The following is a 25,327-nucleotide window of genomic DNA, read 5'->3' as shown; positions in this document are numbered from 1 at the left end:
AAACTATTGTAAACTATAAGAAAAAGAAAATTACTAGTAGAAAATTATTCTGGAGATAAACAGGAAAAAATCTACTAAGGAGGTCACAATGATTATTAAAGGTAAGAAGAATAAGAAAGATGTTGCGATTGTTAAAAAGAATAAAATAGAAAATAAAGAACCAAATAAAGTAGATGAAACCATGTATCTTATTTACATGACATCACAAGATATAACAGCAAGAAATATTAATGATTATTTTATTAAAAAGGGATTCGAAGAAGTACAACTATGGGATGAACTTAATATTCTACAATTAGAATTAAAGAATCAAAATACAGTAGAATTTGAGCCAATGCAACCTTTTAAAGATGCGAAAGATATAGAATTTCTTGAACAATCTAATGTAAAAACAATCTATGCGCTAACTATTGAAGAAAGCGATTTTAAAGATATGCAAGAAATGTTCAAAGGATTGCTTCTAGAATTGGGTGGGTTCTATGCTACAGATACCGATGATTTTAATCCAGTTTATAGCGTAGACAATCTATAATTAAGTATATAAATAATTGATAAAATCTGAACAAGAAAGTAATTTCTTCGTTCAGATTTTTTTATTATTGAAATAGTAAAAATATGTTGCGAAAGTTTCGGGATATCAGTATTAATACACAAGCATTGAAAGTTAATTTTGTGTATTAATACTAGTTGAATTAGAAGAACTTATAAAGTATAATGAAGAAAACGAAACAATTTAGATTACAACGAAAGTTTCGTAAAATACGAAATATATACAATGAACTTTTTGAGGTTTCTTAAGGAAGAAAGGATGGGCTCTATTTTATGAAATTCGGTTATTTTGATGACGCGAAAAAAGAATATGTCATAACAACTCCAACAACTCCATATCCATGGATTAACTATTTAGGAAGTCAAGAATTTTTCTCTTTGATTTCAAATACTGCAGGTGGTTACAGTTTTTATAAAGATGCAAAGTTAAGAAGAATCACACGTTTTCGTTATAACAACGTACCATTAGATTTAGGTGGCGGACGTTACTACTATTTATTTGATAATGGTGATTTCTGGTCACCAGGTTGGGCTCCAGCTAAGAAAGAATTAGATTTCTATGAATGTAGACATGGTATGGGATACACTGTAATTAAAGGTAAGAGAAACAACATCTCAACAGAGGTTACTTTCTTTGTACCACAGAATTACAATGGTGAAGTTCATAAAGTAGTAGTTAAGAATGAAGGAACAGAGAAAAAACAAGTAACTTTATTTTCATACTTAGAATGGTGTCTATGGAATGCCGATGATGATGATCGTAACTTCCAAAGAAACTTCAATACTGGTGAAGTAGAGATTAAAGGATCAACAATTTATCATAAAACAGAATATAAAGAACGTAGAGATCACTATGCTTTCTTTACAGTTAACTCACCTATTACAGGTTATGATACAGATCGTGAAAGTTTTATTGGTACATATAATGGATATCAGAATCCAAAGGCTGTAGAAGCAGGAAAATCAACTAATTCTGTAGCAGATGGTTGGTCACCAGTTGCATCTCACTCTATTGATATCACACTTAATCCAGGTGAAACTAAAGAGCTTGTATTTGTATTAGGTTATGTTGAAAATGCATTAGAAGAAAAATGGGAATCAAAAGGTGTAATTAATAAGACAAAAGCAGAAGCTATGATCGCAAAATTTGCAACTGTAGAAGCAGTAGATGCAGCATTAGCAGAATTAGCTGCTCACTGGGATGCTTTATTATCAAAATATAGTGTTGAATCTGCAGATGATAAATTAAATCGCCAAGTTAACGTATGGAATCAATATCAATGTATGGTTACCTTTAACTTATCAAGAAGTGCTTCCTATTTTGAATCAGGTGTTGGTAGAGGTATGGGATTCCGTGATTCAAACCAAGACTTATTAGGATTCGTACATCAGATTCCAGATAGAGCAAGAGAAAGAATCATTGATCTAGCATCCACTCAATTAGAAGATGGTGGAGCATATCATCAATATCAACCACTTACTAAGAAAGGTAACGATTCTATAGGTGGAAACTTTAATGATGATCCACTATGGTTAGTCCTTGCTGTAGTTGCTTATATAAAAGAAACTGGAGATTATGGAATCCTTGATGAAATGACTCCATATAATAATGATGCATCCCTTGCAAAACCACTTAGTGACCATTTAAAGAGAGCATTTGATCACGTAATTAATAACGTTGGACCTCACGGACTTCCATTAATCGGTAGAGCCGACTGGAATGACTGTCTAAACCTTAACTGTTTCTCTATGGAACCAGGTGAATCATTCCAAACATCAACTAGTAAAGATGGTAAAGTAGCAGAATCTGTTATGATCGCTGGTATGTTCACTTATATTGGTGATGAATATGCGAAATTAATGGATAAAGTAGGTAATAAAGAAGAAGCTACTAGAGCAGATAATGAAGTTAAGAAGATGAGAGATATCGTAATGAAAGACGGATGGGATGGTAATTGGTTCCTACGTGCTTATGATGATTTCGGTAAGAAAATTGGTAGTGAAGAAAATGAAGAAGGAAAGATCTTCATCGAATCTCAAGGTTTCTGCGTAATGGGTGGATGTGGAGCTGATGATGGTAGAGCAGTTCAAGCTCTAGATGCAGTAGAAGATAGACTTGGAACCAAATATGGTCTAGTTCTTAACAACCCAGCCTTTACAAAATACTATGTAGAATACGGTGAAATCTCAACTTATCCAGCAGGATATAAAGAAAATGCAGGTATCTTCTGTCATAACAACGCATGGATTATGTGTGCAGAAGCAGTTGTTGGACGTGGAGATAAAGCATTTGATTATTATACAAGAATCGCACCAGCTTATACAGAAGAATACAGTGATATTCATAGAACTGAACCATATGTATATTCACAAATGGTTGCTGGTAAAGATGCAAAACGTTTTGGTGAAGCTAAGAACTCTTGGTTAACAGGTACTGCTTCATGGAACTTTATCGCTATATCTCAATATATCTTAGGTATCAAACCAGAATATGATGGTTTAGCTATTGATCCAGCTATTCCAACTTCATGGGATGGATATAAGATTACTCGTGAATTTAGAGGAGATATCTTTAAGATTGAGATTAAGAATCCTAACCATGTATCAACTGGCGTTAACAGTATGGTAGTTGATGGTAAGGTAGTAGAAGGTAATGTTCTTCCTGTATTTGGTGATGGAAAAGAACATACTGTAGAAGTTATATTAGGTTAATTAACCTAATTGTTTTATCACTTTGATATATTTGTATCATTCATATATAGATTTTCTAGTTAAATGCAAATGTATATAATCTTACAGGAAAGAGAGCGATTAAAGGTATACTTTATATCGTTCTCTTTTTTGTCCAATAATTTAGGTAGGATAATTTAAGCAAATTGTGAAAATTCTGTGTAATTTAGTAATAAAATTAGAAATTGTGGTATTATATAGTTTAATAATTACTTGAAGTGAAGGAGTATTAAGATGATGGATGTACCTAATATATCAAATGGCGAATGGCAGATCATAAAAGTTTTGTGGAATAGATCCCCACTAACAGCTGCGGACATAGTGAGTGAAATTCAGAAAAGTAAAGTATGCAGTCCAAGAACGATAAAGACTCTTTTGCGTAGATTAATAGCTAAAGGAGCAGTAGTCTATACCGTTGATGAAAAGGATAGTAGAATATATCATTATAAACCAACAATTACTGAAGAAGAATGTTTACATAAAGTGAATGAAGAATTTTTAAATATACATTACGCGGGTAATATTGCTAATATGATGGAAGTATTTACTGAGCAATATGGGTACAGTACAGCCATACAGAAATAATGATACAAATTGTCAACGAGCGCTTGAACTCTTATAAGGACATGTCAATGGAATGGCTGATCCGTAGTACTATAGGAGTTGCTTGATAGAATTAAGTAATATAATAATATCGGATAGTAACAGAAAGCAGATAGAAGAGATAAGGTATTTCTTTTATCTGCTTTTTGTAATTAAAACAAGGAGTATTAACACATGGAAATGGAATTAATATGAAATAACATTGATAATTATGTAAAAATGATATAAAATAATGCATAAAAAAGAAAAGCCAAGAAATAAAAGGAAAAAAACAATATAAGAAAGCAAAAGGGATAGGACATGGATAAAGAAAAGCTGAATACTACAGTCAAAGCAATGCAAGACAACATCAACAAAGTAATAGTGGGAAAAAAGAAGGTAGTTAATCTAATGTTAACTGCTTTAATCGCAAATGGGCATGTATTACTAGAAGATGTTCCAGGAACAGGAAAAACTTTATTAGCTAAAACAATATCAAGAACATTAAATCTTGAATTTGCACGTGTTCAATTTACTCCTGATTTACTACCATCGGATATTACGGGTGTAAATTACTATAACCCAAAACAGAATGAATTTATCTTTCGAAAAGGTCCTGTTTTTAGTAATCTACTTTTGGCGGATGAGATTAATCGTGCTACACCAAGAACTCAATCGAGTCTATTAGAAAGTATGGAAGAAAGACAGGTAACCATAGATGGGGTTACGTATCAGTTAGATGCTCCATTTTTAGTAATTGCTACACAGAACCAAATAGAGTCAGCAGGAACATTTCCACTTCCTGAGGCACAGTTGGATCGATTCTTAATGCAGATGTCGCTAGGTATGCCATCTTTGGAAGAAGAGATTAATATATTGAATCGTTTTATGGAAGAGAATCCGTTGTTAAAGCTAGAATCAGTCTGTAGTAAGGAAGAACTTCTTGAGTTGCAAAGGGAAGCGAAGAAGATCTATATTCACCCAGACCTAGTTGAGTACATAGCCAATATTGTAAAGGCAACGAGAGAAAATAAAGAGATTAGTATAGGTGTTAGTCCAAGAGGAAGTCTGGCGTTATTAAATGCTGTCCGAGCATATGCTATCATTATGGAAAGAAGTTATGTAGTACCAGAAGATATTAAAGAACTAGCAATTCCAGTATTAGCGCATCGCTTAATACTACCTATGGGATCTACGGACGGTATGAATAGAACATTCATACAAGAAATATTAGCAGAAGTGCATGTCCCAACAGAGGAATGGGAGAGAAAATAGGTTGCATGCTCTTTAGATTGGAGAATAGATGGAATTAATAATAGGTATTATTGGTATATTCCTTTTGTATCAGATTCAAAAGAGGATATATAGACAATATTGGGATAAGAAGCTAGAGGTTAACGTAGAGCTTGATCATCAGCCAATTATGGAGGGTAAAGAGACAACAATTACCGAGACAATCTCAAATAGTAAAAAGTTAGCACTTCCCTTTCTTCGTATAGCATATGTCCTATATTGTAATCATGAGATAATAGAAGAGACTAGTAATAAATATGAGCGAAATTATTATAGAGATTTTTGGGTATCAGTATCGATAAACCAAAAGGTAACAAGAAAGATACGCTTCCTTCCTAAAAAGAGAGGATTTTATCGACTAAAAACCATTTATTTAGAATCACCAAATATATTTTTAACTGAAAAGAGAAGTAAAGAGGTTATTGCGAAATCGTCGTTATATGTATATCCTGCTAATGTTCCAATAGACAAGATTAAGTTGCCTTTTGATGTATTAATGCAACAATATCGAACAAATCAGTTTTCTTTAGAGGATAGTGATTTTCGTGGAATAAGAGAATATTCTGCGTTTGATCCAATGAAATATGTCAATTGGAAGGCCTCTGCGAGGAGCAATGAATTGTATGTTAATGTACATGAATTCTCCGCAAAGAGTGAAATATATATTCTCTTAAACTTAACTGAGAATATAGAAGAGTTTGAGCAAATTTTTGAAGAGAGTATACGAATTGCTTGTTCAATGGCTGTTAACCTATTGCAGAAAGAAGTTCCAGTGGGCCTTATCTCGAATGGAGTTGATTGTATGACCGAGAAAGAGATTATGATTACTGCAGCAACAGGGAAAAGGCAGATGACATTAATAAAAGAATCACTAAGTCGATGCGTTGCATTAAGAAGTTTATCTGATTTTAGTAATCTATTAAACAAATGTTATTCAGGAAAGAAAAGTAATCAACTATTCCTAATCATATCTTCGGAACACTCAAAAGAAATTATGGGATCTTATCAGAAAATTAGTAAAGTAGCAAGTAACACGTTATGGATTATTCCTCTATATAAAGAGATGGACATGAATGGTCTTAGTAATTCATCATATGTAAAGAGGTGGGAGGTGAATCGGAATGGAAAAACGGGAGAGCTTTCTTAGATTATTTGTACATATCTTAACAGAGTTCATATTTTTATACATGTTTTCAATCATAATCTATTCGAATATGGATACGTTAGATAATCCGTTTACTTATCATGCCTTTGTATTAATAGTTCCGGTTCTTTTGTGTGCATTCTCAGAGAAGAAAAAGATATCCATTGTTCCTTTGATAGTAATAGAAAGTAGCTCCTTTCTTTTTGTATATAAATTAGTTGAAAATACAGATGAACAATTAATATTCTTAACTCTTACATTTATATTGATTACTTGTTCAATTATATCAAGATTACATAACTCAATGAATCAATTGTCAGTGCCAAGATGGTATATTGGACTTCTATGCATTACTGCCTATATTGTATGTATAGAAGAAAACCTATCTTTCGCATCTATTATAGTATATATATTATCAGCTATTTTTATCTTTAACTTTTTAATATATATTAATCTAGAAAATAGTGACAGATATTTTTATAAAATTAATAAAAATAGCCCTAATCAGGATAGAAGTCATAGAGGAGCAAATGACTTAGCTAGAAGGAGTTTCCTAAAATTAAGTGGATGTGTTATGCTACTAGGATTTTTGCCAACTTCGTTCCGCTATAGCTCAAGAATTATTGCAGATGCATATGAAAAATTGTGTGAAAAGATAACAGAATTATATGCAAAATACTATGTACACTACTTTGTACCCAAGCATGCAAGTACTAATAATACGGAGCATAAACTAGAAATTGTAGAAAAGGTAGATATTCCACATAAGGATTCTCTTGTCTTTGAAAGGTATCAGAATATCTTTTTCTTATTTATGATAGTAATCATAATTCTTTTATTTACTATTGTTTATATGTATATGAGCAATAAATTAAAGTTTAAGCCAATGATTATGGAGGATAAGGACATCATTTCTGAATCAAGAGAACAGATTCAGGCTAATAAAAGGAAAAAATCTTTCGCATACAACAAAGAAAGTGTTAGTGTAAATAATCAGAGAATAAGAAAGCTTTATAAAAGAATAATACTTCATTCAATTGATGAGATAGAAATAAAACCAGCCTATTCACCAGAAGAAATCGAACAAGAAGCACAGATATTTAAGATAAACGAAGTGTTAAATATTCATGAAAAATACGAGAAAGCACGGTATAGTAATGAAGAATGTTCAGGTGAAGAAGCGAAAAGATTACAGATAAAATATAAAGAGTATCAAAAAAATCCATACCATCATTAAGGGGATGGATTTTTTATGCTCTAATTATTATGAACAGTATAAATTTTGGGAGGAATTATTAATCAGTCATATATAGACCAATCAAATATTAATTTTAAATTATAGGTATGAAAAAGGTGAATATATTAAATCCTATGAATGCAACTAATTATTTTATGAGTCGGGCAACATCATTTATTCAATTATAAAAATTCTACCCAGTTATGTTTTCTTACTAATACAATGATAGCTCAGTCTTGAAAAAAATAAAAAATAAGGTTATGATGGTAAAGACAATATAATAATGGGAGAAATATTAACGTTAAGGAGAACACATTATGAAAAAAGGAAAATTAAAATTTGCTTTTTTAATCCTCGCAGTTTTCTCACTATCAATTGTACTTAGCGCATGCCAAGACAATATGAAAAAGGAAAAAGTAAGCGAAACTCCTACAACAGATGCTAATAAGTCTCTGGAACCTACATATGGAGGTTCAATTGTAGTAGGAATATTACAAGATCTAGATAGTCTTGACCCACACAAAGCTGTTGCGGCAGGAACTAAAGAAGTACAATTCAATATTTTTGAAGGTTTAGTAAAACCGGATGTAGATGGTAATTTAGTTCCAGCTGTAGCAAGTAAATATGATATCTCCGATGATGGTAAAGTATATACGTTTACCCTTCGTGATGGTGTCAAGTTCCATAATGGCAAACTTGTGACAGTGGATGATTTAATATATTCAGTAAAAAGATGCGCTGGTTTGCTAGATAAGACGGATAAGTCTATTGTGGTGGAACCAGCGCTTTCTAACATTCAAGATGTTGTGAAAGTGGACGATAAGAATATCGAGATTGTATTAAAAGAAGCAAATACGGAGTTACTTGGGTATTTAACATTTGCAATTATACCAAAGGATTACAAAGACGAAGCAACAAAGCCAATTGGAACAGGTCCATTCAAATTTGAATCTTACACACCATTAGAGAGCTTGGTGGTAACGAAAAATGAAGATTACTATGATAATAAGAAGCCTTATTTAGATAAGGTAACATTTAAAATCGTAGCGAATACGGATTCTGCATTCCTAGAATTGAAATCAGGTGCAATTGATATCTTCCCTTATCTAACGGATGACCAAGCAAATCAGTTAGCAGATACTTTCAACATTAAAACTGGTAATATGAATCTTGTTCAGGCGCTATTCCTAAATAATGCGGTAGAACCATTCAATAATCCTAAGGTCAGACAGGCGTTAAGTTACGCGGTTGATAAAAAGGCAATACTTGATATGGTAGCAGGAGGCAAAGGAAATACCATAGGTACGAATATGTTCCATGCATTTTCTAAGTACTACGAAAAGTCTCTAGATAAAGTGTATACCTTTGATGTTCAAAAAGCCAAAGATCTATTAGCAGAAGCAGGGTATCCAGATGGATTTGATATGACTATTACTGTTCCATCCAATTACCAGTATCATGTGGATACAGCACAAGTGCTTGTTGAACAACTAAAAGCAATTGGTGTTAATGCAAAAATCGAGCAAGTTGAGTGGGCTAGTTGGTTAAGCGATGTGTATACCAATAGAAATTACCAATCAACCATAATAGGTGTTGATGCTAAATTAGCACCTAGAGATGTACTAGAACGATATGCATCTACTGCATCTGGAAACTTTATTAATTATAAGAATCCTGACTATGATAAAATTCTAGACAAAGCAATCAAGACAACAAATGACGATGAGAAAGTTACTCTTTATAAAGAATTAGAAACTTTATTAACGAATGATGCAGCATCTGTATACATTCAAGATCCACCATTACTAGTAGCGGTAAATAAGAAGCTTGGTGGTTATACTTTCTATCCAGTATATGTTCAAGATATGGCTTCTGTATATTTTACAAAATAGTATGAATGGATAATAAAAATAGAAAGGCAGGGGTATAAAATGAAACATATTATTAAAAAATTAGGCACTCTCATTATAACATTGTTCACTGTTTCATTTTTAACTTTCTTCGTCTTTCAAATCATTCCAGGGGATAGCGTGGTTGCTTCCCTTGGAACTGATGCTACGAAAGAAGCTGTGGATAGCATGAGAGAAGAACTAGGACTGAATGATCCGTTTCTTGTAAGATACGGGAACTGGTTATCAGGTGTTGTAAAAGGTGATTTTGGTACATCAACAAAATATCATCAACCAGTTTCAACATTAATAAAGGATAGGTTGCCAGTGACGATATGGTTGGCAGTTCTATCCTTAATTATTATTCTCCTCTTATCCATACCACTTGGTATTCTTTCAGCACGAAAGAGAGGAAAGTTAATCGAACAAATTATATTAATACTAACCCAATTAACTATGGCAATACCTCCATTCTTTTTAGGAATCATCCTTACATTGATATTTGGTGTTGTTTTAAAATGGTTTGTTCCTGGACAATATATAAGTTATTCGGATAATTTTGCAAAGTTTTTAGGATTCATAATCTTTCCAGCAATAACAATAGCTATACCTAAGATCGCGATGATGGTACGATTTCTTCGCAGCTCTTTATTAAGACAATTAAATCTTGATTATGTTCGAACGGCTTATAGTAAAGGTAATAAGGAAAAGAATGTTTTATATTATCATGTTCTTAAAAATGCATTTATTCCAGTTATCACTTTTCTAGGTATGATTATTGCGGATGTCCTTGCGGGAAGCATTATTGTTGAACAAGTCTTTTCTTTACCAGGGCTTGGGAGGTTTTTAGTAGTTTCCATATCAAATCGAGATTTTCCAGTAGTACAGGCAATTGTCATGTATATTGCTGTGGTAGTTATCGTGATAAATTTTCTAATTGATATCCTATATCAAGTGATTGATCCTAGAATACGTATTGCAAAATAAAGAGAAAAGATGAAATCGCATCAAGCGATAGATCGGAGTGAACATGAAGACAAAGAATATTAATTTTATCATAGGAAGCATACTTGTTGGAATTATGCTTGTGTTCGTTCTCATTGGTATCTTTTATACTCCATATAATCCAAATCAGATGGATGGTTCAGTTAAGAATATGGCGCCGAGCTTTACTCATTTCTTTGGCACTGATAATTTTGGAAGAGACATATTCAGTCGTTGCATGGAAGGCGCGAAGACAACCTTCTTAGTGGCTATTATCACCGTAAGTATAGGAGTGATATTTGGTACAGTAATAGGAGCTATCTCAGGATATTATGGTGGAATATTAGATGAAATATTTATGAGAATTATAGATGTACTTTTAGCATTCCCAAGTATACTATTAGCGTTGGTATTTGTTAGTGTTCTAGGTACAGGAACCTTTAACATAATAGTAGCGTTAGGAATCTTATTTATACCTAGTTTTGCACGTGTAGTAAGAAGTGAAGTGATAGCAATAAAACAATTGGATTATGTGAAGAATGCGAAGCTTATGGGAGCAAGTAGTTTAAGAATCATGTTTGTACATATCCTACCAAGTACCTTTCCGATTCTACTATCTGCTATTACGATTGGTTTTAATAATGCGATTCTAGCAGAAGCAGGGATGTCTTATCTAGGATTAGGGGTTCAGCCTCCAGAAGCAAGTCTTGGCCGCATGTTATCAGAAGCACAGACCTATATCTTTTCAGCGCCATGGTATGCCATAGCACCAGGAATTATTATTGTTGTAACCGTGCTTGGGTTCAGTCTGATGAATGAAGGATAAGGAGGAGGAATAAGTCCCAGGTTAGTTTGTCGATGAATATCACTGTATAAATATATGTGTTATTATTTTTGATAAAGAAGTATAAGAGATACTAAATGAAAAAAGAATCAGTCATAACATAATCAGAAGGAGCGAACTCGTAAAAAGCACTCAAACATCACTCCTTCTGATTAATGAATGATTCATTTTTCATTAAGAATCTCTAATACTCTTTATAACAAAATCCTAACGCATATATTGATACAGTGATATTCAGGGAAGTTAATAGAGGGACTTATTTTAGTTATCTTTAGGGATAAGGAGGAGAAAATGATTACCAATCAGAAAACAGAACCAAAGCTTCTGGAAGTCAAGAATCTGGAAGTGGGGTTTTACAATAAAAATAAGTTTAATAAAATAGTAAATCAGATTTCATTTGATGTGTATCAAGGAGAGGTTCTTGGGATTGTTGGAGAGTCTGGATCGGGTAAGTCTATGACAGCACTTACCATTGCTGATTTATTATCCAAAGAAGCTGTTGTTAGCAATGGGACGATTTGCTTGCAAGGCAATAATCTACTGACATTGGACAAAGAAAGTTTAAGAAAAATTAAAGGTAAAGAAATTGGATTCATATTTCAAGAGCCTATGACATCACTTAATCCATTAATCCCTATAGGTAAACAAGTGGAAGAAGTATTAAAAATACATGAGACTCTATCAAAAGAGGAACGTAAAAGAAGAACGATGGACATGCTATTCGAGGTGGGATTGAAAGAAGTAGATGGCCTTTATCGCAAATATCCTCACGAACTTTCCGGTGGTATGAGGCAGAGAGTTATGATTGCAATGGCAATGATTTGTGAGCCAAAACTTCTTATCGCAGATGAACCAACAACTGCATTAGATGTTACGATTCAATCCCAAATATTAGAGTTAATTAAAAAATTATGTAGAGAAAAAAATACCACTGTAATATTTATCTCACATGATCTTGGAGTAATCAAGGAAATCTGCAATCGAGCCATTGTAATGTCAGAGGGCAATATTGTAGAAGAGGGCAATGTGAAAAATTTATTTGAGAATCCTAGAATGGAGTACACAAAGCAATTAATTGATTCTGTACCAAGCATAAAAAAGGGAATGGAACGTAAAGCGTGTGAACAGAAAACAAATAGTACCAAGAATAATAAGATGCTTGATATAAAAGAACTTTCAGTATTCTATGATAAGAAAGGAAGTTTATTTCAAAAGGCTAAAAAAGAAGTTATTGTTAAAAATGTATCCTTTCAGGTCATAGAGGGAGAGATTCTTGGTATAGTAGGAGAAAGTGGTTGTGGTAAAACTACTTTATCGAAAGCCATTGTAGGCCTAAATCGTGATATAGAAGGAAGTATAGAAAGTATAGAGAAAAGCCCACAGATGGTCTTTCAAGATCCTTATCAAAGCTTGAATCCTGCAAAGAAGGTAGGATGGATACTAGAAGAACCTTTACGTTTAAAAGGTGGATATACAAAGGAAGATAGAAAAAAGAAAGTTGATGAAATGCTTGTTAAAGTGGGGTTAAGCAAAGAGTACAAGAATCGTTATATTCATGAACTGAGTGGAGGTCAAAGACAAAGAATTAGTATTGCCTCTGCAGTGATAACAAATCCAAAATTAATCATCTTAGATGAACCAGTTTCTGCACTAGATGTAACTGTTCAAGCGCAGATTTTAGAATTGTTAAGAACTATTCAAAAGGAATATGGATTAACTTATTTATTTATCTCACATGACTTAAATGTTATCTATGAGATGTGCAATCGAGTATTGGTAATGTATCAAGGAAGAATTGTAGAAGATGCGAAGACTAGGGAACTCTATGATAATCCTCAGCACGAATATACAAAGCGTTTGCTAAAGGTTATTCCAGAGTTGTAAAAGAGGTTAGTGTGAATAAAATATAATTCAAAACCCTGATTTATCTGTCGCCAAAGACGATGGATGGAAGATAGTGTGGAATAAAGAGTGTTTTACACGTTGAATATAGGACTGCGAGCAAGTCGCAGGCATGGACGTTAGCGTGAAATAAAAAGAATTTCACGCTAACAAAAAAATGTACGTGGCCCAAGGCGACAGATGGGGGAAGAGAATATGAAAATATTAGTTGATGCAGATGCTTGCCCAGTGGTATCTATAATTGAGAAGGTTGCAAAGGAAAAGAGCATACCATTAGTATTGTTCTGTGATACAAGCCATATCATGACATCTAATTATGCTAAGGTAGTAACTGTGGATAAAGGGGCAGATGCGGTTGACTTTGTGTTGATAAGTAGTCTTGAGAGAGGTGATGTTGTCGTAACTCAGGATTATGGGGTAGCAGCAATGGCATTAGGCAAAACAGAATACGTCATTCATCAAAACGGAAGATTTTATACCAATGAGAATATTGAACAAATGCTTTATGAAAGACATATGAAAAAGAAACTTCGAAGAACAAGTAAATTTCATGGAAAAGGTCCTAAAAAGCGTACGAAAGAGGATGATCAAAGGTTTGAAGCATCATTTCGTGTGCTCATTGAGAGAATGCTAAGAGAAGATTGAAATTTTTGAGAATTGGATAGAAGGAAATATAGTTTATATTAATTCTATTCCTGTAGTTTCAATAGAAGGAATAATAGCTATGAAAAAACGTCTCGGGAGAGATAAAGATTTAAAAGATATTAAAATAATAGAAGATTATCTATCTCAGAAAAAATTATAGTAGACATAAAAGGTTCCGTTTTAATAAGAATTTATTCTCAATCAAAACGGAACCTTTTTATCTTTAGCTAATGAAGTAAACTAGATTATAATTTAAATTTATCTACAATATTCTGTAATTTCTCAGCATAATCGTTACTTTCTTTTACCATATGGTAAGTATCTGTTGTTAAGGCAACGATATTTGTATTCTTTTCAGTAACATCTACAACACCTTCACTTGCTTCACCAATCATTGTATTGATTTCAGCAATAGAATCTGTAATAGAAAGCATAGTCGAATTCATATGGTCTACTGCATCATGGATACTTTCCATTGTGTCATTTAAGCCCTTAGCGTCATTGTTATATTGATCACTTACGTTCATGAAGTTATCATAATCTTTTAATACCTTCTTTTCTAAAAAATCAATGGTCTGTTGTAAACTTTTTGACATGTTATTAACGGCCATATGAACTTCATTTACAATGGAGCTGATATTAGCAACAGTTTGGGCTGATTGGTCTGCAAGGGAGCCAATTTCACTTGCTACAACAGCAAAACCACGACCTGATTCGCCTGCTCTAGCAGCTTCGATTGTTGCATTTAAAGCTAATAAGCTTGTTTGATCGGCAATATCCATAATTGTCTGTGTAAGTAAATTTATCTTTTCTACTGCCTTTGCTTGTTCGATTGCATTATCAGTATTTGTCTTAATCTCTTGATAGATACCTGTTGTTTCAGAACTAGCTTGTTTTGTAGTTTCTTTTAATGATACTGCGCGGTTAATTAACTCTTTAGATAAGTTAGCGCCATTTGCTGCTTTATCATTGATGGATTTTGTATTATTTCTAACTTGAACAATATTATCATGGATCATCTCTGTAGTTGCAGCGGTTTCTTCCATTCCGGCAGCTAATTCTTCAGCAGTAGAACTGTTATCGCTAGCATGATCATTTACAGAATTTGTAATGGCATTTAGCTGGTTTGCATTGTTATTGATATCTGTTGAGGCCTTAGCAATTTGATTAATCATTTCATGAATGGTAGTTCGCATTTGCCCTAACGCAGCAGCCATTTCACCGGTTTCGTCTTTACTTTTTTCAAGGGAGAGTAAATTGGCATCTTCAGTAAAATCTAATTCAGATGTTTTATGAATATATTGTGTTATTTGTTTAATTGGTTTTGTAATTCTAGTTGTAAATAGGTAAGCGATGATACCAAGAATTACAATAATTGCAATGCTAATCATTGAACATACTAATACCATGGAATGTACAGAAGATAGTACATCACTACGGTCTGCAGAGATTACAAGAATCCAGTTATTATCTGTTATGCTATAGCTTGCCATCTTTTCAGAGCCATCATAAGTATAGGAGATAATACCAGATGATTTGGTTTTGCTATCATTAATATTAGCAACTAATTTTTTAATTGCAGAATTCGAAATGGAGGTACCAATTTTTTTCTCATTTGGATGATAGATAACAGTTCCTTTGGAGTCCACTAAATAAGCATAACTAGAATCAATGTTGGAAAGTGCAACTTCACTTAAACTGCTAGTGAAATTTGAGGCTTTGACATAAGCTACAACTGCACCAATAACTGTTTGATTGGAGGAATCCATTGGATCACCTGTACTTGTTTGACTAGAAGTAGTAGAATCCTTTGTATCGCTGTTTGTTGTTGATGCATCTGTGTTAGCAGCATCTTGCCCTTCCTCCATGGCTCTCTCATAAATTGGAATTGCGAAAGTTACACATGCATCTCCAGAAGTTTTGGAAATACTAGCATCCCCAGAGGTTGTTTGCTTACTTTTAATCATCTTAGTAAAGTATGTCTGAGTGGATAAATCATTACCAACCATACTTTCATCAGAACTAGCCAGAACTTTGCCGTCGGTATTTAAGATAGAAACTGTTTCTGTTGAACTATTCATGGATAAATAATTAGTAATTGTATCGGCAATGTCATCACCCTTATCTTTTCCATTGGAAGTTATGAAATCTTGTATAGCGTTGGAACGCATCATAAAATTAGCGGATTGGCTTAATTTATCAAGCGTACTTGTTAAATTAGTGTCTGATGTTTTGACTAAATCAAGTAAAGTGGATTGCGTATTCTTGGTTATTGTATTACTTGTAATATTTATTACAAATAAAAAGTTAACAAGAACAGCAATTAGAATAAAGAATGTACATAATAAAGTTACTTTTGCTTTAATTGTGTGTAAATTGAATCCTTTTGATTTTGCTTTAGTTTTTTTCATGTGTCTACCTCTCTCATTAAATAGATACTTTATTTTTTCATGATTATTGAATGGTTAATAAAAATAAATCGATATGTATTTTAATAATCAATCATCTTTTAGATAGGATAAAGTATAAACTTATGTTGTGGTCAATTCATGAAAAGAGTGTGAACTAATCGTGAAGTAAAATCCTAACAATAAGCATGCATAATGATGATTGTGGCATATGCAAACAATACACATAGAAATAAAAACTATGTTAAATAGAATGATATACTTTGAGGTATTGACAATAAAACTAAGAAGTAATATAATGAGATAAATTACTTTGATAATCAAAGTAATAAATAGCATTATAAAATTTGAACATAATAATAATAAAATAAATAAACTATTCAGCTAATACGAAGTTAATGTTGTTATAACAACATTAATAAATGAGAGTTATAGTTTGTCAAGATAAGAAATGGATAACAGAAAGGTAAGGAAGACAGAATGAAGATGAAGGAACTTAGAATAGGAGATCTAGTGGCTAGAATACCTATCATACAAGGCGGAATGGGTGTAGGAATAAGTAGATGTAACCTTGCTGGTGCTGTAGCTAAAGAGGGAGCAATCGGCATTATTTCTACTGCACAGATAGGGTATGATGAAGAAGATTTTGACAAGAATCCAATAAAAGCTAATCTAAGGGCAATAGATAAGCATATTAATAAGGCAAAAGAGATTAGTGGCGGTGGAATTGTTGGTGTAAATATTATGGTTGCAACCAATCAATATGAGGAATATGTTAAGACTGCAGCAAAAAGCGGAGCAGATCTTATTATCTCAGGAGCGGGTCTACCAGTTTCATTACCAGAGTTAGTAAAAGGTTATACAGTAAAGATAGCTCCAATTGTATCTTCTCAAAAGGCTACTTCTGTCATCTTAAAAATGTGGGATAGAAAATATAACACTACAGCTGATTTAATTGTAATTGAAGGTCCATTAGCAGGTGGTCATCTTGGATTTTCTCCAAATCAATTAGAAGATATTGAAGCCTTAAATTATGATGAAGAAATTAAAAAAATTATAGAATATAAAAAGGAATTTGAGGAAAAATATAATAAGAAGATCCCAGTTGTTGTTGCAGGTGGAATTACTACAAGAGAAGATATCAAACATTATCTAGCTCTTGGCGCTGATGGAGTGCAGATTGCAACAAGATTCGTCCCTACATTAGAATGCGATGCAAGCATGGAATATAAGATGGCCTATATTAACAGCAACAAAGAGGATATTGTCATTACAAAAAGTCCTGTTGGTATGCCTGGAAGAGCAATAAGAAATCCATTTATTAATCAAGCAAGTCAGGGAAGAATTCCCGTTGATCGATGTTTTAACTGTTTAGAGCATTGCAATCCGAAAGAGACTCCATACTGTATCACTAAGGCATTAATCAATGCAGTCAAAGGTGATTTAGAACATGGACTAATCTTTTGTGGTGCAAGAGCATATGAACAGAATAAAATTACTACTGTAAAAGAAGTTATAGATGAGCTCGTTTTTTAACGAGTTCATCAAAATTAAATATATGCAAAAAAGTAGTTGACAAAGTGACTATTTTTTATTATACTAACTAACGTACTCGTTTTTGAGACGAGTTCACCGTGGGATCATAGCTCAGCTGGGAGAGCACCTGCCTTACAAGCAGGGGGTCACAGGTTCGAGCCCTGTTGGTCCCATAAGATGGGAATCTTTAATATTCTTTTTCCTACAATTAAATATATGGCGAAGTAGCTCAGCTGGCTAGAGCACACGGTTCATACCCGTGGTGTCGGCGGTTCAAATCCGTTCTTCGCTATTCATTAAGAAAGATTGTCAATAGACAATCTTTTTTTATATTTTGATAAACTTTAAAAAATATGGGAATGGTTATCATTTAGTTGTATATTTGAAGAATATCGTGTAAAATATAGTTTGCTTAAGTTGGTAAGAATAGGTCGGTACTAATCATTATAATTTGAATCATATTAAGCAGATACTAGTAACAATTAAATAAATAAGTTGAGTCCAGAACACTTAAAAAATATATATAAAATAAAGGAGAAAGCATATGAGAATAGGTATGGGATATGATGTCCATAAACTTGTTGAAGATAGAAAATTAATACTTGGAGGAGTAACAATTCCACATACTATGGGACTGTTGGGACATTCTGATGCGGACGTTATTGTACATGCAATTATGGATGCATTATTAGGCGCTGCAGCACTTGGTGATATAGGAAGGCATTTTCCTGATACAGACCCTGCATACAAAGGAATCTCAAGTATCGAGTTATTAAAGAGGGTAAAAAAATTAATTGATGATAAACTATATGTTATTGAGAATATTGATGCAACAATAATGGCACAAAAGCCAAAGTTAGCTCCATTTATTCCAGAAATGGTAAAGAATGTAGCAGATGCACTGCAAATAAGCGAAGATCAAGTGAACATAAAAGCAACAACGGAGGAAGGTCTCGGATTTACAGGAGAAGAGAAAGGAATCTCAGCAAATGCTATTTGCTTATTGACAACGGTTGAGAATTTTGTGTACCAAGATATTATGAATGAAAACCGTGAGGGAGGTTGTTCGGGTTGTTCTGGGTGCAGTAAAGGTAAATAGAAATATTAGATATTAAAAAGTGAATGATAAAAATTTACATCTAAGTACACTAGTCTATATAAGTAGGCAGATAGGAGCAAAACATGAGGGAATATGTTGATAAAAAGAAAGAGGAAGATATCTATGAATTATGGAGAGAATGCTTTTTTGATACAGCGGAGTATACGGACTTCTATTTCCGTTATAAAGTGGTAAGCAATACAATTATCACTTTATATCATGAAGATATATTAACAAGTATGTTACATCTCAATCCTTATCGAATTAGGTTAGGAAATCGAGAAATCCTATCGAACTACATTGTTGGCGTAGCAACCAAGAAAACATATCGACGAAGAGGCTTGATGAGAAAAATACTTACCGATGCATTAAATGATATGTACAATAAGAACATGGAATTCACTTACCTGATGCCAGCAGCAGAGAAAATCTATTATCCATACTCTTTTCGATATGTCTATACTCAGAATAGAGCTAAATTTCGTATTGAAAACAATGATGACTTAAAAAAAGAAACGAATCAATTAAAACACAACATACAATTAACATTTACACCTCTTACTATTTATTCAGAAGAAAGGGTATATGAAGAACTTGTAAATTTAGCGAATGATTTACTACCACAGAATTTTGATTGCTATGTAATTAGGGATATCGATTATTATTTAGAATTACAAGCAGAGATGAAAAGTACGGGTGGAGAACTTATTTTATTATATAGAAAAGAAAGAATTATTGGATATTATTCTTATATGGTGAATGGTGATGAGGTAGAAATATCAGAGTGTGTCGTACTACCAGAAGAGAAAGTTGAAGCAATAAAAGTAATTTATTATTATTTCTGCGAATATCTATGTCATAAGAAGATAAGTAATAAAGACGAGAACGATGTTGAAAAGCTTATGGTGACTTTTTTAGAAACACATTTTATAAAAGGTTTAGAGAAGATAATTAGTGTCGATAAATTAGTGAAGACACCTATTATAATGGCAAGAATTGTTCATCTAGTAGAATTTGTACAACATATTAAAGCAAAGACAGCCACGTCGATTATATTAAAAGTTAAGGACAATGATATTAAGCAAAATGAAGGGACATATGAACTGAATTTTAATCCGTCTGGTTGTGAAGTCAAACGTACCGATAAAAAAGAAGAATTAACACTAAGTATAGCGGAGCTTACTTTGTTATTGTTTCAAGGAGTTAAGCATAAAGAAATTGAAACATTATATCAGTCAAACAGCGAGCTAGAGGAGCGGTTAAGCCTTATCATACCATATAGTAGACTATATATTAATGAGATCGTGTAAATCTTATAATATCCTCATGGATTTACCCAGAACATTATAATTTTTTGACTGAAAGTCATGAATAAGTTAATTAAAATGTAAATTAAGCATAGGTGTTGACAAAATTCATCCATATGAATAAAATATAGTATAGATATTTGATTGGACGTATAAGAGAAAAAAGCAGTGATTAGAAAAGTAATTAATGAATGAATAAAAGAGATAGAATGTCGTCGGCTGAAAGCATTCTTTATTCAAAAATTAATGAAGTGCATCTATGAGCTGGTTAGGTGAAGGATTAACCCTTAGCCTAGCCCGGTAACAGCCGTTATATGTGAAAGATAGCAATATATGAATTGTATTATTAATTTATGTAGGCTAATTAGAGTGGAACCGCGGATAACTTCGTCTCTTGTAGTAGAGACGGAGTTTTTTTAATTTATAGGAAAATACGTCCTATAATAAAAATAGAATATTCCAATCATGAATATTTTAAATGGAGGTTGAACCTATGGGATTTATAAGGTATATTAAAGAAGAAATGGAAATAATAAAAGAAAGAGACCCAGCAATTAAGTCTTCCATTGAAGTTTTTCTATATCCAAGTTTTAAAGCAATTATACGACATCGTATTGCACATAAATTATATCTTAATAAACATTATTTTTTAGCAAGATGGTTCTCACAACGTACGATACGTAAGACTGGAATTGAGATACATCCAGGGGCAACAATAGGCAAAGGATTATTCATTGACCATGGGCATGGAGTTGTCATTGGTGAAACTGCAATTGTAGGTGATAATGTTACGTTATATCAAGGTGTAACGTTAGGCGGTACGGGAAAAGAAAAAGGAAAACGTCATCCAACGGTCGGTAATAATGTTATGATAAGCGCAGGTGCTAAGGTGTTAGGTTCCTTTACGATTGGAGAAAATTCTAAGATCGGAGCGGGGTCAGTTGTATTATCAGAGGTTCCACCTAATTCCACTGTTGTCGGAGTGCCAGGAAGAGTAGTAAAAAGAGATAATATTAAGGTTCCAAGAGAAGATATGGATCAACGTTTGCCAGACCCAGTAACTACGGATCTGACGAAATTACAAAAAGAAAATGAAGAGTTGAAAACAGTTATTGATGATCTATGTTGTCGCTTGAAAAAATGCGAGATTAAGGATAAAGAACAAGGTAAAGTAATTGATAAAGAGAATAAGAAATAAGTAATATATTGAATAAATGAGATTACACTTATTAAAATGCAATAATAAGAGAATAAGCCTAGATTAGGAGGAAGAAATAGAGATGAAACTATTTAATACATTAACAAAAGCAAAAGAAGAATTTGTACCAATTGAAGAAGGTAAAGTGCGAATGTATGTCTGCGGTCCAACCGTTTATAATTATATTCATATCGGAAATGCAAGACCAATGATCGTATTTGATACGGTTCGTAGATATTTTGAATACAAGGGATATGATGTAAACTATGTATCGAACTTTACAGATGTCGATGATAAGATTATTAAGAAAGCAAACGAGGAGGGCGTATCCGCATCCGAGATATCAGAAAGATATATCAAAGAAGTATTAATTGATATGAAAGCCCTTAACGTAAAGCCAGCTACAAAGCATCCAAAAGCAACCGAAGAGATTGATGGCATGATTGAGATGATTCAGACGTTAATTGAAAAAGGTCACGCTTATGCAAAGAATGGAACGGTATACTTCCGCACAAGAAGCTTTGAGGGATATGGCAAGTTATCCAAGAAGAACATTGATGATCTAGAAGCTGGTGCACGTATTGCAGTAAATGAAGAAAAAGAAGATCCGATGGATTTTGTTCTATGGAAACCAAAGAAAGAAGGAGAACCAGCATGGGAGTCTCCATGGGGCGAAGGTAGACCAGGTTGGCATATTGAATGTTCTGTTATGAGTAAAAAGTACTTAGGAGATCAGATCGATATTCATGCAGGTGGAGAGGACTTAATCTTCCCACATCATGAAAATGAAATTGCACAAAGTGAAGCTGCGAATGGTAAGAACTTCACAAAATATTGGTTACACAATCGTTTCCTAAATATTGATAATAAGAAAATGTCAAAATCCGAAGGAAATTTCTTTACGGTTCGTGAGATTGGAGAAGAGTTCTCTCTTCAAGTGTTACGTTTCTTCATGTTAAGTGCAGCACATTACAGAAGCCCTATTAACTTTAGTAGGGACTTAATGGAATCAGCAAAGAACAGTCTAGAACGTATTCTAACTGCAGTAAGCAGATTGGAAGAAGTATTACCAAAAACAGAGAATCGTGACTTAACAGAAGAAGAAATTATGATTCAAAAAGAAATAGATGAATTAAGCAAAAAGTTCGATGATTCTATGGAGGATGATTTTAATACAGCAGATGCTATTGCTGCCATCTTTGAAATGGTTAAAATAGCAAACAGCAAGGTAAATGAGAATACTTCAAATAAATTAGTAGAATATATCAAAAATAAAATAACTGCATTATGCAATGTATTAGGTATTGAAACTGTAAAAGAAGAAGAATTATTGGATGAAGATATTGAGAAATTGATCGAAGACAGACAAATAGCAAGAAAGAACAAAGACTTTAAGAAATCAGATGAGATCAGAGATCTATTATTAGAGAAGGGGATTCTACTAGAAGATACTAGAGAAGGCGTAAGATGGAAGAGAGCATAACAAATATCATTGGATATCTAAAAAAAGAATTTAATCTACCAGATCAAGACATTAAGACGTATTCACCATTAACCTTAGCTTTTATTGGAGATGGAATCTATGATCTTGTCATTCGAACAATAATCGTAGAGAAGGGAAATGCACCGGTAAATAAGCTTCACAAACAAGTAAGCAATCTGGTAAAAGCCAAGGCTCAGATGGAGATCTTTCATAAGATTGAAGGAGAGTTAACCGAGGAAGAGATGGCTGTCTACAAAAGAGGAAGAAATGCTAAGTCATTTACCACAGCGAAGAATGCTAGTATTGCAGAATATCGCCAAGCAACGGGATTAGAAGCTCTAATGGGGTATCTGTATCTTACAGGTGGGTTCGAAAGATTAGTGGAACTAGTTAAGTTTGGATTAGAAGAACACAAATAATGATACACAACATCCTAAACTTACTATTGAATAATAGAAACTTTAAATAGGAGAATAAAATTACATGAGATATGAAGAATTTACAATTGAAGGAAGAAACTCAGTATTGGAGGCTTTTCGTTCAGGAAAAACAATTGACCGTCTATTCATTCTAGATGGTTGTCAAGATGGACCAATTAAGTCTATCTTAAGAGAAGCAAAAAAAGGCGATACCATCATTACTTTTGTTCATAAAGAAAGATTGGATCAAATATCTGAAACAGGAAAGCACCAAGGAGTTATAGCATATGCAGCAGCATACGAATACGCTGAGATTGATGATATGTTTGCATTAGCAGAAGAAAAAGGGGAACCACCATTTATTATTCTTCTTGATAACATTGAAGACCCACACAATTTAGGAGCAATCATTCGTACTGCTAATCAAGCAGGTGCGCATGGTATTATTATTCCAAAGAGAAGAGCAGTAGGTCTTACAGCTACAGTTGCTAAGACTAGTGCAGGCGCAATTAATTACACACCAGTTGCCAAAGTAACCAATCTAGCAACTACAATTGAAGAGCTTAAGGAAAGAGGTCTATGGTTTGTATGTGCTGATATGGACGGAGAAGTGATGTATAAATTAGACCTTAAAGGACCAATCGGTTTAGTTATCGGAAGCGAAGGCGAAGGTGTTGGTAGATTAGTAAAAGAAAAATGTGATTTTGTTGCGAAGATACCAATGAAAGGTGATATTGATTCCTTGAATGCATCCGTTGCAATGGGAATCTTATCTTATGAGATTGTAAGACAAAGAATGAACTAAGTAGAATGGATGCAAATTGGCTAGTGATATCTTAAGTGTATAAGGATTGATCTAGCCATTTGTTTATATTAATTGAAGTTATTTATAAAAGATGCTTAGGAAACATTATCAGAGTTTTTGTATCATGACAAATCAACAGTTAAGCTTAATAGTAACATTTAAGTATATACTAATGAGATGAGAAAGATAGCTTGGCAATAAAGAAAAGATAATATATAATATCTATCAATAATATATAATTCTGCAGATGGGAGTTCATTATGACAGTACATGAAAAATATGATTCATTAAAAGATGAAGAAATAATTAAATTAATAAATAATGGTGACCAAGATGCAGTAGACTATCTATTGGAAAAGTATAAGAATCTTGTCATTCAGAAGGCACGGACCCTATACCTCATAGGAGGTGATAAAGATGACTTGATTCAAGAAGGTATGATTGGATTGTATAAAGCAATAAGAGATTATAAAGATGATAAAGATAGCTCCTTTTCAAACTTTGCAAACCTCTGTGTATCTAGACAAATCTATAGTGCAATCAAAGCGTCGAATCGTAAGAAAAACATTCCGCTTAATACATATATATCATTAAATACGCCAATCCTTAGCGATAATTCAGAAGGAGATGATAAACCTTCCTTAGTGGATGTTATGTTTCGTAATAACAACTTGAATCCTGAGGAAATGCTTATTGACAAAGAGAATACGAATATGATAGAATATGAACTTGAGAGACGCCTTAGTAAGCTAGAAAAGCAGGTTATAAGGCTCTATCTAGGAGGGCTTAAGTATATTCAGATAGCTGATGTACTAGGAAAGCCACCAAAGTCAATTGATAATGCATTGCAAAGAATTAAGTCTAAGTTGAATCTGTTATTGAAAGATATTGGATGATGAATACTTAGCTTAAGTATTGATGCATATCAACTTTGCCCCCGTAGCTCAGTCGGTAGAGCGCTACCTTGGTAAGGTAGAGGTCAGCGGTTCAAGTCCGCCCGGGAGCTTAACATAAAAAGGATAAATAATACCATTAAAAGTAAGGTAAAAAAACCTGGATCAGACTTTTAACGGTATTATTTATCCTTTTTTTTCTATGCGTAAATGTTATAAAGCATAGAATATAATTTATTACTAAGTAAATACGGTTTATATAAATAAAAAATTTTCAATAACCATATTTCAAACAATATAAATATTAGAAATTTACAGAGAAAGTAATATTTAGAAAAAGTGGATATATATGCTATAAAAAGAATATATTGTCAATATAG

The 25,327-nt window shown here is 33.1% G+C and carries 20 protein-coding genes, 3 tRNA genes and 1 other annotated feature; of the genes, 22 read left to right on the top strand and 1 reads right to left on the bottom strand.

Features of this window, described 5'->3' with window-relative positions:
- Nucleotides 1-88 precede the first annotated feature (88 nt).
- The 11 genes from bsdtb5_RS18735 (at nt 89) to bsdtb5_RS18685 (ending at nt 13,799) form a co-directional block, all read left to right on the top strand.
- The gene (locus bsdtb5_RS18735; protein WP_271713486.1) at nt 89-532 is read left to right on the top strand and encodes a hypothetical protein; all 444 of its coding nucleotides are present in this window, start codon (nt 89-91) and stop codon (nt 530-532) included.
- 290 nt (nt 533-822) lie between these two features.
- On the top strand, nt 823-3,261 hold the full coding sequence (locus tag bsdtb5_RS18730) for a GH36-type glycosyl hydrolase domain-containing protein (RefSeq protein WP_271713485.1): 2,439 nt from the start codon (nt 823-825) through the stop codon (nt 3,259-3,261).
- Between the two features lie 252 nt (nt 3,262-3,513).
- Nucleotides 3,514-3,864, top strand: coding sequence for a BlaI/MecI/CopY family transcriptional regulator (locus bsdtb5_RS18725; protein ID WP_271713484.1), 351 nt, complete (start codon nt 3,514-3,516; stop codon nt 3,862-3,864).
- A gap of 318 nt (nt 3,865-4,182) precedes the next feature.
- Nucleotides 4,183-5,136: an AAA family ATPase gene (locus bsdtb5_RS18720; RefSeq protein ID WP_271713483.1), complete on the top strand. Its 954-nt coding sequence runs from the start codon at nt 4,183-4,185 to the stop codon at nt 5,134-5,136.
- 28 nt (nt 5,137-5,164) lie between these two features.
- Nucleotides 5,165-6,301, top strand: a complete 1,137-nt coding sequence (locus bsdtb5_RS18715) for a DUF58 domain-containing protein (protein ID WP_271713482.1) — start codon at nt 5,165-5,167, stop codon at nt 6,299-6,301.
- Entirely contained in the window at nt 6,276-7,535 is a 1,260-nt protein-coding gene (locus tag bsdtb5_RS18710) for a hypothetical protein (protein ID WP_271713481.1), read from the top strand. The genes bsdtb5_RS18715 and bsdtb5_RS18710 overlap by 26 nt, the downstream gene beginning before the upstream one ends.
- A 317-nt stretch (nt 7,536-7,852) precedes the next feature.
- Nucleotides 7,853-9,427, top strand: a complete 1,575-nt coding sequence (locus bsdtb5_RS18705) for an ABC transporter substrate-binding protein (RefSeq protein WP_271713480.1) — start codon at nt 7,853-7,855, stop codon at nt 9,425-9,427.
- Nucleotides 9,428-9,466: 39 nt separating this feature from the next.
- On the top strand, nt 9,467-10,411 hold the full coding sequence (locus tag bsdtb5_RS18700) for an ABC transporter permease (RefSeq protein WP_271713479.1): 945 nt from the start codon (nt 9,467-9,469) through the stop codon (nt 10,409-10,411).
- A gap of 43 nt (nt 10,412-10,454) precedes the next feature.
- On the top strand, nt 10,455-11,234 hold the full coding sequence (locus bsdtb5_RS18695) for an ABC transporter permease (RefSeq protein WP_271713478.1): 780 nt from the start codon (nt 10,455-10,457) through the stop codon (nt 11,232-11,234).
- A gap of 309 nt (nt 11,235-11,543) precedes the next feature.
- A complete protein-coding gene (locus bsdtb5_RS18690; RefSeq protein ID WP_271713477.1) occupies nt 11,544-13,136 on the top strand; it encodes a dipeptide ABC transporter ATP-binding protein in 1,593 nt (530 codons plus the stop codon).
- 213 nt (nt 13,137-13,349) lie between these two features.
- Nucleotides 13,350-13,799: a YaiI/YqxD family protein gene (locus tag bsdtb5_RS18685; protein WP_271713476.1), complete on the top strand. Its 450-nt coding sequence runs from the start codon at nt 13,350-13,352 to the stop codon at nt 13,797-13,799.
- Between the two features lie 245 nt (nt 13,800-14,044).
- Here bsdtb5_RS18685 and bsdtb5_RS18680 read toward each other — a convergent pair whose 3' ends face one another.
- The gene (locus bsdtb5_RS18680; RefSeq protein ID WP_271713475.1) at nt 14,045-16,210 is read right to left on the bottom strand and encodes a methyl-accepting chemotaxis protein; all 2,166 of its coding nucleotides are present in this window, start codon (nt 16,208-16,210) and stop codon (nt 14,045-14,047) included.
- Between the two features lie 477 nt (nt 16,211-16,687).
- Here bsdtb5_RS18680 and bsdtb5_RS18675 point away from each other — a divergent pair, with 477 nt between their 5' ends.
- From bsdtb5_RS18675 to bsdtb5_RS18625, 11 genes are all read left to right on the top strand, one after another.
- Nucleotides 16,688-17,743, top strand: coding sequence for an NAD(P)H-dependent flavin oxidoreductase (locus tag bsdtb5_RS18675; RefSeq protein WP_271713474.1), 1,056 nt, complete (start codon nt 16,688-16,690; stop codon nt 17,741-17,743).
- Between the two features lie 100 nt (nt 17,744-17,843).
- Nucleotides 17,844-17,916, top strand: a tRNA-Val gene (locus bsdtb5_RS18670).
- 45 nt (nt 17,917-17,961) lie between these two features.
- A tRNA-Met gene (locus bsdtb5_RS18665) sits at nt 17,962-18,035 on the top strand.
- 252 nt (nt 18,036-18,287) lie between these two features.
- Nucleotides 18,288-18,842, top strand: coding sequence for a 2-C-methyl-D-erythritol 2,4-cyclodiphosphate synthase (ispF, locus tag bsdtb5_RS18660; protein WP_271713473.1), 555 nt, complete (start codon nt 18,288-18,290; stop codon nt 18,840-18,842).
- 83 nt (nt 18,843-18,925) lie between these two features.
- Complete coding sequence (locus bsdtb5_RS18655) at nt 18,926-20,152, top strand: GNAT family N-acetyltransferase (protein ID WP_271713472.1); 1,227 nt, start codon at nt 18,926-18,928, stop codon at nt 20,150-20,152.
- 156 nt (nt 20,153-20,308) lie between these two features.
- Nucleotides 20,309-20,547: a binding site (T-box leader), on the top strand.
- Nucleotides 20,548-20,642: 95 nt separating this feature from the next.
- The gene (epsC, locus tag bsdtb5_RS18650; RefSeq protein ID WP_271713471.1) at nt 20,643-21,347 is read left to right on the top strand and encodes a serine O-acetyltransferase EpsC; all 705 of its coding nucleotides are present in this window, start codon (nt 20,643-20,645) and stop codon (nt 21,345-21,347) included.
- A gap of 82 nt (nt 21,348-21,429) precedes the next feature.
- Nucleotides 21,430-22,830: a cysteine--tRNA ligase gene (gene cysS, locus bsdtb5_RS18645; protein WP_271713470.1), complete on the top strand. Its 1,401-nt coding sequence runs from the start codon at nt 21,430-21,432 to the stop codon at nt 22,828-22,830.
- Entirely contained in the window at nt 22,815-23,249 is a 435-nt protein-coding gene (locus bsdtb5_RS18640; protein WP_271713469.1) for a Mini-ribonuclease 3, read from the top strand. The genes cysS and bsdtb5_RS18640 overlap by 16 nt, the downstream gene beginning before the upstream one ends.
- Before the next feature lie 64 nt (nt 23,250-23,313).
- Nucleotides 23,314-24,054 (top strand): 23S rRNA (guanosine(2251)-2'-O)-methyltransferase RlmB, encoded by a 741-nt coding sequence (gene rlmB, locus bsdtb5_RS18635; protein ID WP_271713468.1) that lies wholly within the window; start codon nt 23,314-23,316, stop codon nt 24,052-24,054.
- A gap of 260 nt (nt 24,055-24,314) precedes the next feature.
- Nucleotides 24,315-24,950: an RNA polymerase sporulation sigma factor SigH gene (gene sigH, locus bsdtb5_RS18630; RefSeq protein ID WP_271713467.1), complete on the top strand. Its 636-nt coding sequence runs from the start codon at nt 24,315-24,317 to the stop codon at nt 24,948-24,950.
- Nucleotides 24,951-24,987: 37 nt separating this feature from the next.
- Nucleotides 24,988-25,060, top strand: a tRNA-Thr gene (locus bsdtb5_RS18625).
- Nucleotides 25,061-25,327: the final 267 nt, after the last annotated feature.

This window comes from Anaeromicropila herbilytica (assembly GCF_016591975.1).
GTDB classification, from domain to species: Bacteria; Bacillota; Clostridia; order Lachnospirales; family Lachnospiraceae; genus Anaeromicropila; species Anaeromicropila herbilytica.
The sequence above is the reverse complement of the archived record's forward strand: the minus strand, read 5'-3'. Positions and strand labels throughout refer to the sequence as shown.

What these genes read in the sequence shown, in the direction of transcription:
- rlmB (WP_271713468.1), top strand. Translation starts at nt 23,314, where the DNA reads ATGAGATATGAAGAATTTACAATTGAAGGAAGAAACTCAGTATTGGAG.
- sigH (WP_271713467.1), top strand. Translation starts at nt 24,315, where the DNA reads ATGACAGTACATGAAAAATATGATTCATTAAAAGATGAAGAAATAATT.
- bsdtb5_RS18705 (WP_271713480.1), top strand. Translation starts at nt 7,853, where the DNA reads ATGAAAAAAGGAAAATTAAAATTTGCTTTTTTAATCCTCGCAGTTTTC.
- bsdtb5_RS18640 (WP_271713469.1), top strand. Translation starts at nt 22,815, where the DNA reads ATGGAAGAGAGCATAACAAATATCATTGGATATCTAAAAAAAGAATTT.
- bsdtb5_RS18700 (WP_271713479.1), top strand. Translation starts at nt 9,467, where the DNA reads ATGAAACATATTATTAAAAAATTAGGCACTCTCATTATAACATTGTTC.
- bsdtb5_RS18695 (WP_271713478.1), top strand. Translation starts at nt 10,455, where the DNA reads ATGAAGACAAAGAATATTAATTTTATCATAGGAAGCATACTTGTTGGA.
- epsC (WP_271713471.1), top strand. Translation starts at nt 20,643, where the DNA reads ATGGGATTTATAAGGTATATTAAAGAAGAAATGGAAATAATAAAAGAA.
- bsdtb5_RS18675 (WP_271713474.1), top strand. Translation starts at nt 16,688, where the DNA reads ATGAAGATGAAGGAACTTAGAATAGGAGATCTAGTGGCTAGAATACCT.
- bsdtb5_RS18685 (WP_271713476.1), top strand. Translation starts at nt 13,350, where the DNA reads ATGAAAATATTAGTTGATGCAGATGCTTGCCCAGTGGTATCTATAATT.
- bsdtb5_RS18680 (WP_271713475.1), bottom strand. Translation starts at nt 16,210, where the DNA reads ATGAAAAAAACTAAAGCAAAATCAAAAGGATTCAATTTACACACAATT.
- bsdtb5_RS18725 (WP_271713484.1), top strand. Translation starts at nt 3,514, where the DNA reads ATGATGGATGTACCTAATATATCAAATGGCGAATGGCAGATCATAAAA.
- ispF (WP_271713473.1), top strand. Translation starts at nt 18,288, where the DNA reads ATGAGAATAGGTATGGGATATGATGTCCATAAACTTGTTGAAGATAGA.
- bsdtb5_RS18730 (WP_271713485.1), top strand. Translation starts at nt 823, where the DNA reads ATGAAATTCGGTTATTTTGATGACGCGAAAAAAGAATATGTCATAACA.
- bsdtb5_RS18735 (WP_271713486.1), top strand. Translation starts at nt 89, where the DNA reads ATGATTATTAAAGGTAAGAAGAATAAGAAAGATGTTGCGATTGTTAAA.
- cysS (WP_271713470.1), top strand. Translation starts at nt 21,430, where the DNA reads ATGAAACTATTTAATACATTAACAAAAGCAAAAGAAGAATTTGTACCA.
- bsdtb5_RS18710 (WP_271713481.1), top strand. Translation starts at nt 6,276, where the DNA reads ATGGAAAAACGGGAGAGCTTTCTTAGATTATTTGTACATATCTTAACA.
- bsdtb5_RS18715 (WP_271713482.1), top strand. Translation starts at nt 5,165, where the DNA reads ATGGAATTAATAATAGGTATTATTGGTATATTCCTTTTGTATCAGATT.
- bsdtb5_RS18690 (WP_271713477.1), top strand. Translation starts at nt 11,544, where the DNA reads ATGATTACCAATCAGAAAACAGAACCAAAGCTTCTGGAAGTCAAGAAT.
- bsdtb5_RS18655 (WP_271713472.1), top strand. Translation starts at nt 18,926, where the DNA reads ATGAGGGAATATGTTGATAAAAAGAAAGAGGAAGATATCTATGAATTA.
- bsdtb5_RS18720 (WP_271713483.1), top strand. Translation starts at nt 4,183, where the DNA reads ATGGATAAAGAAAAGCTGAATACTACAGTCAAAGCAATGCAAGACAAC.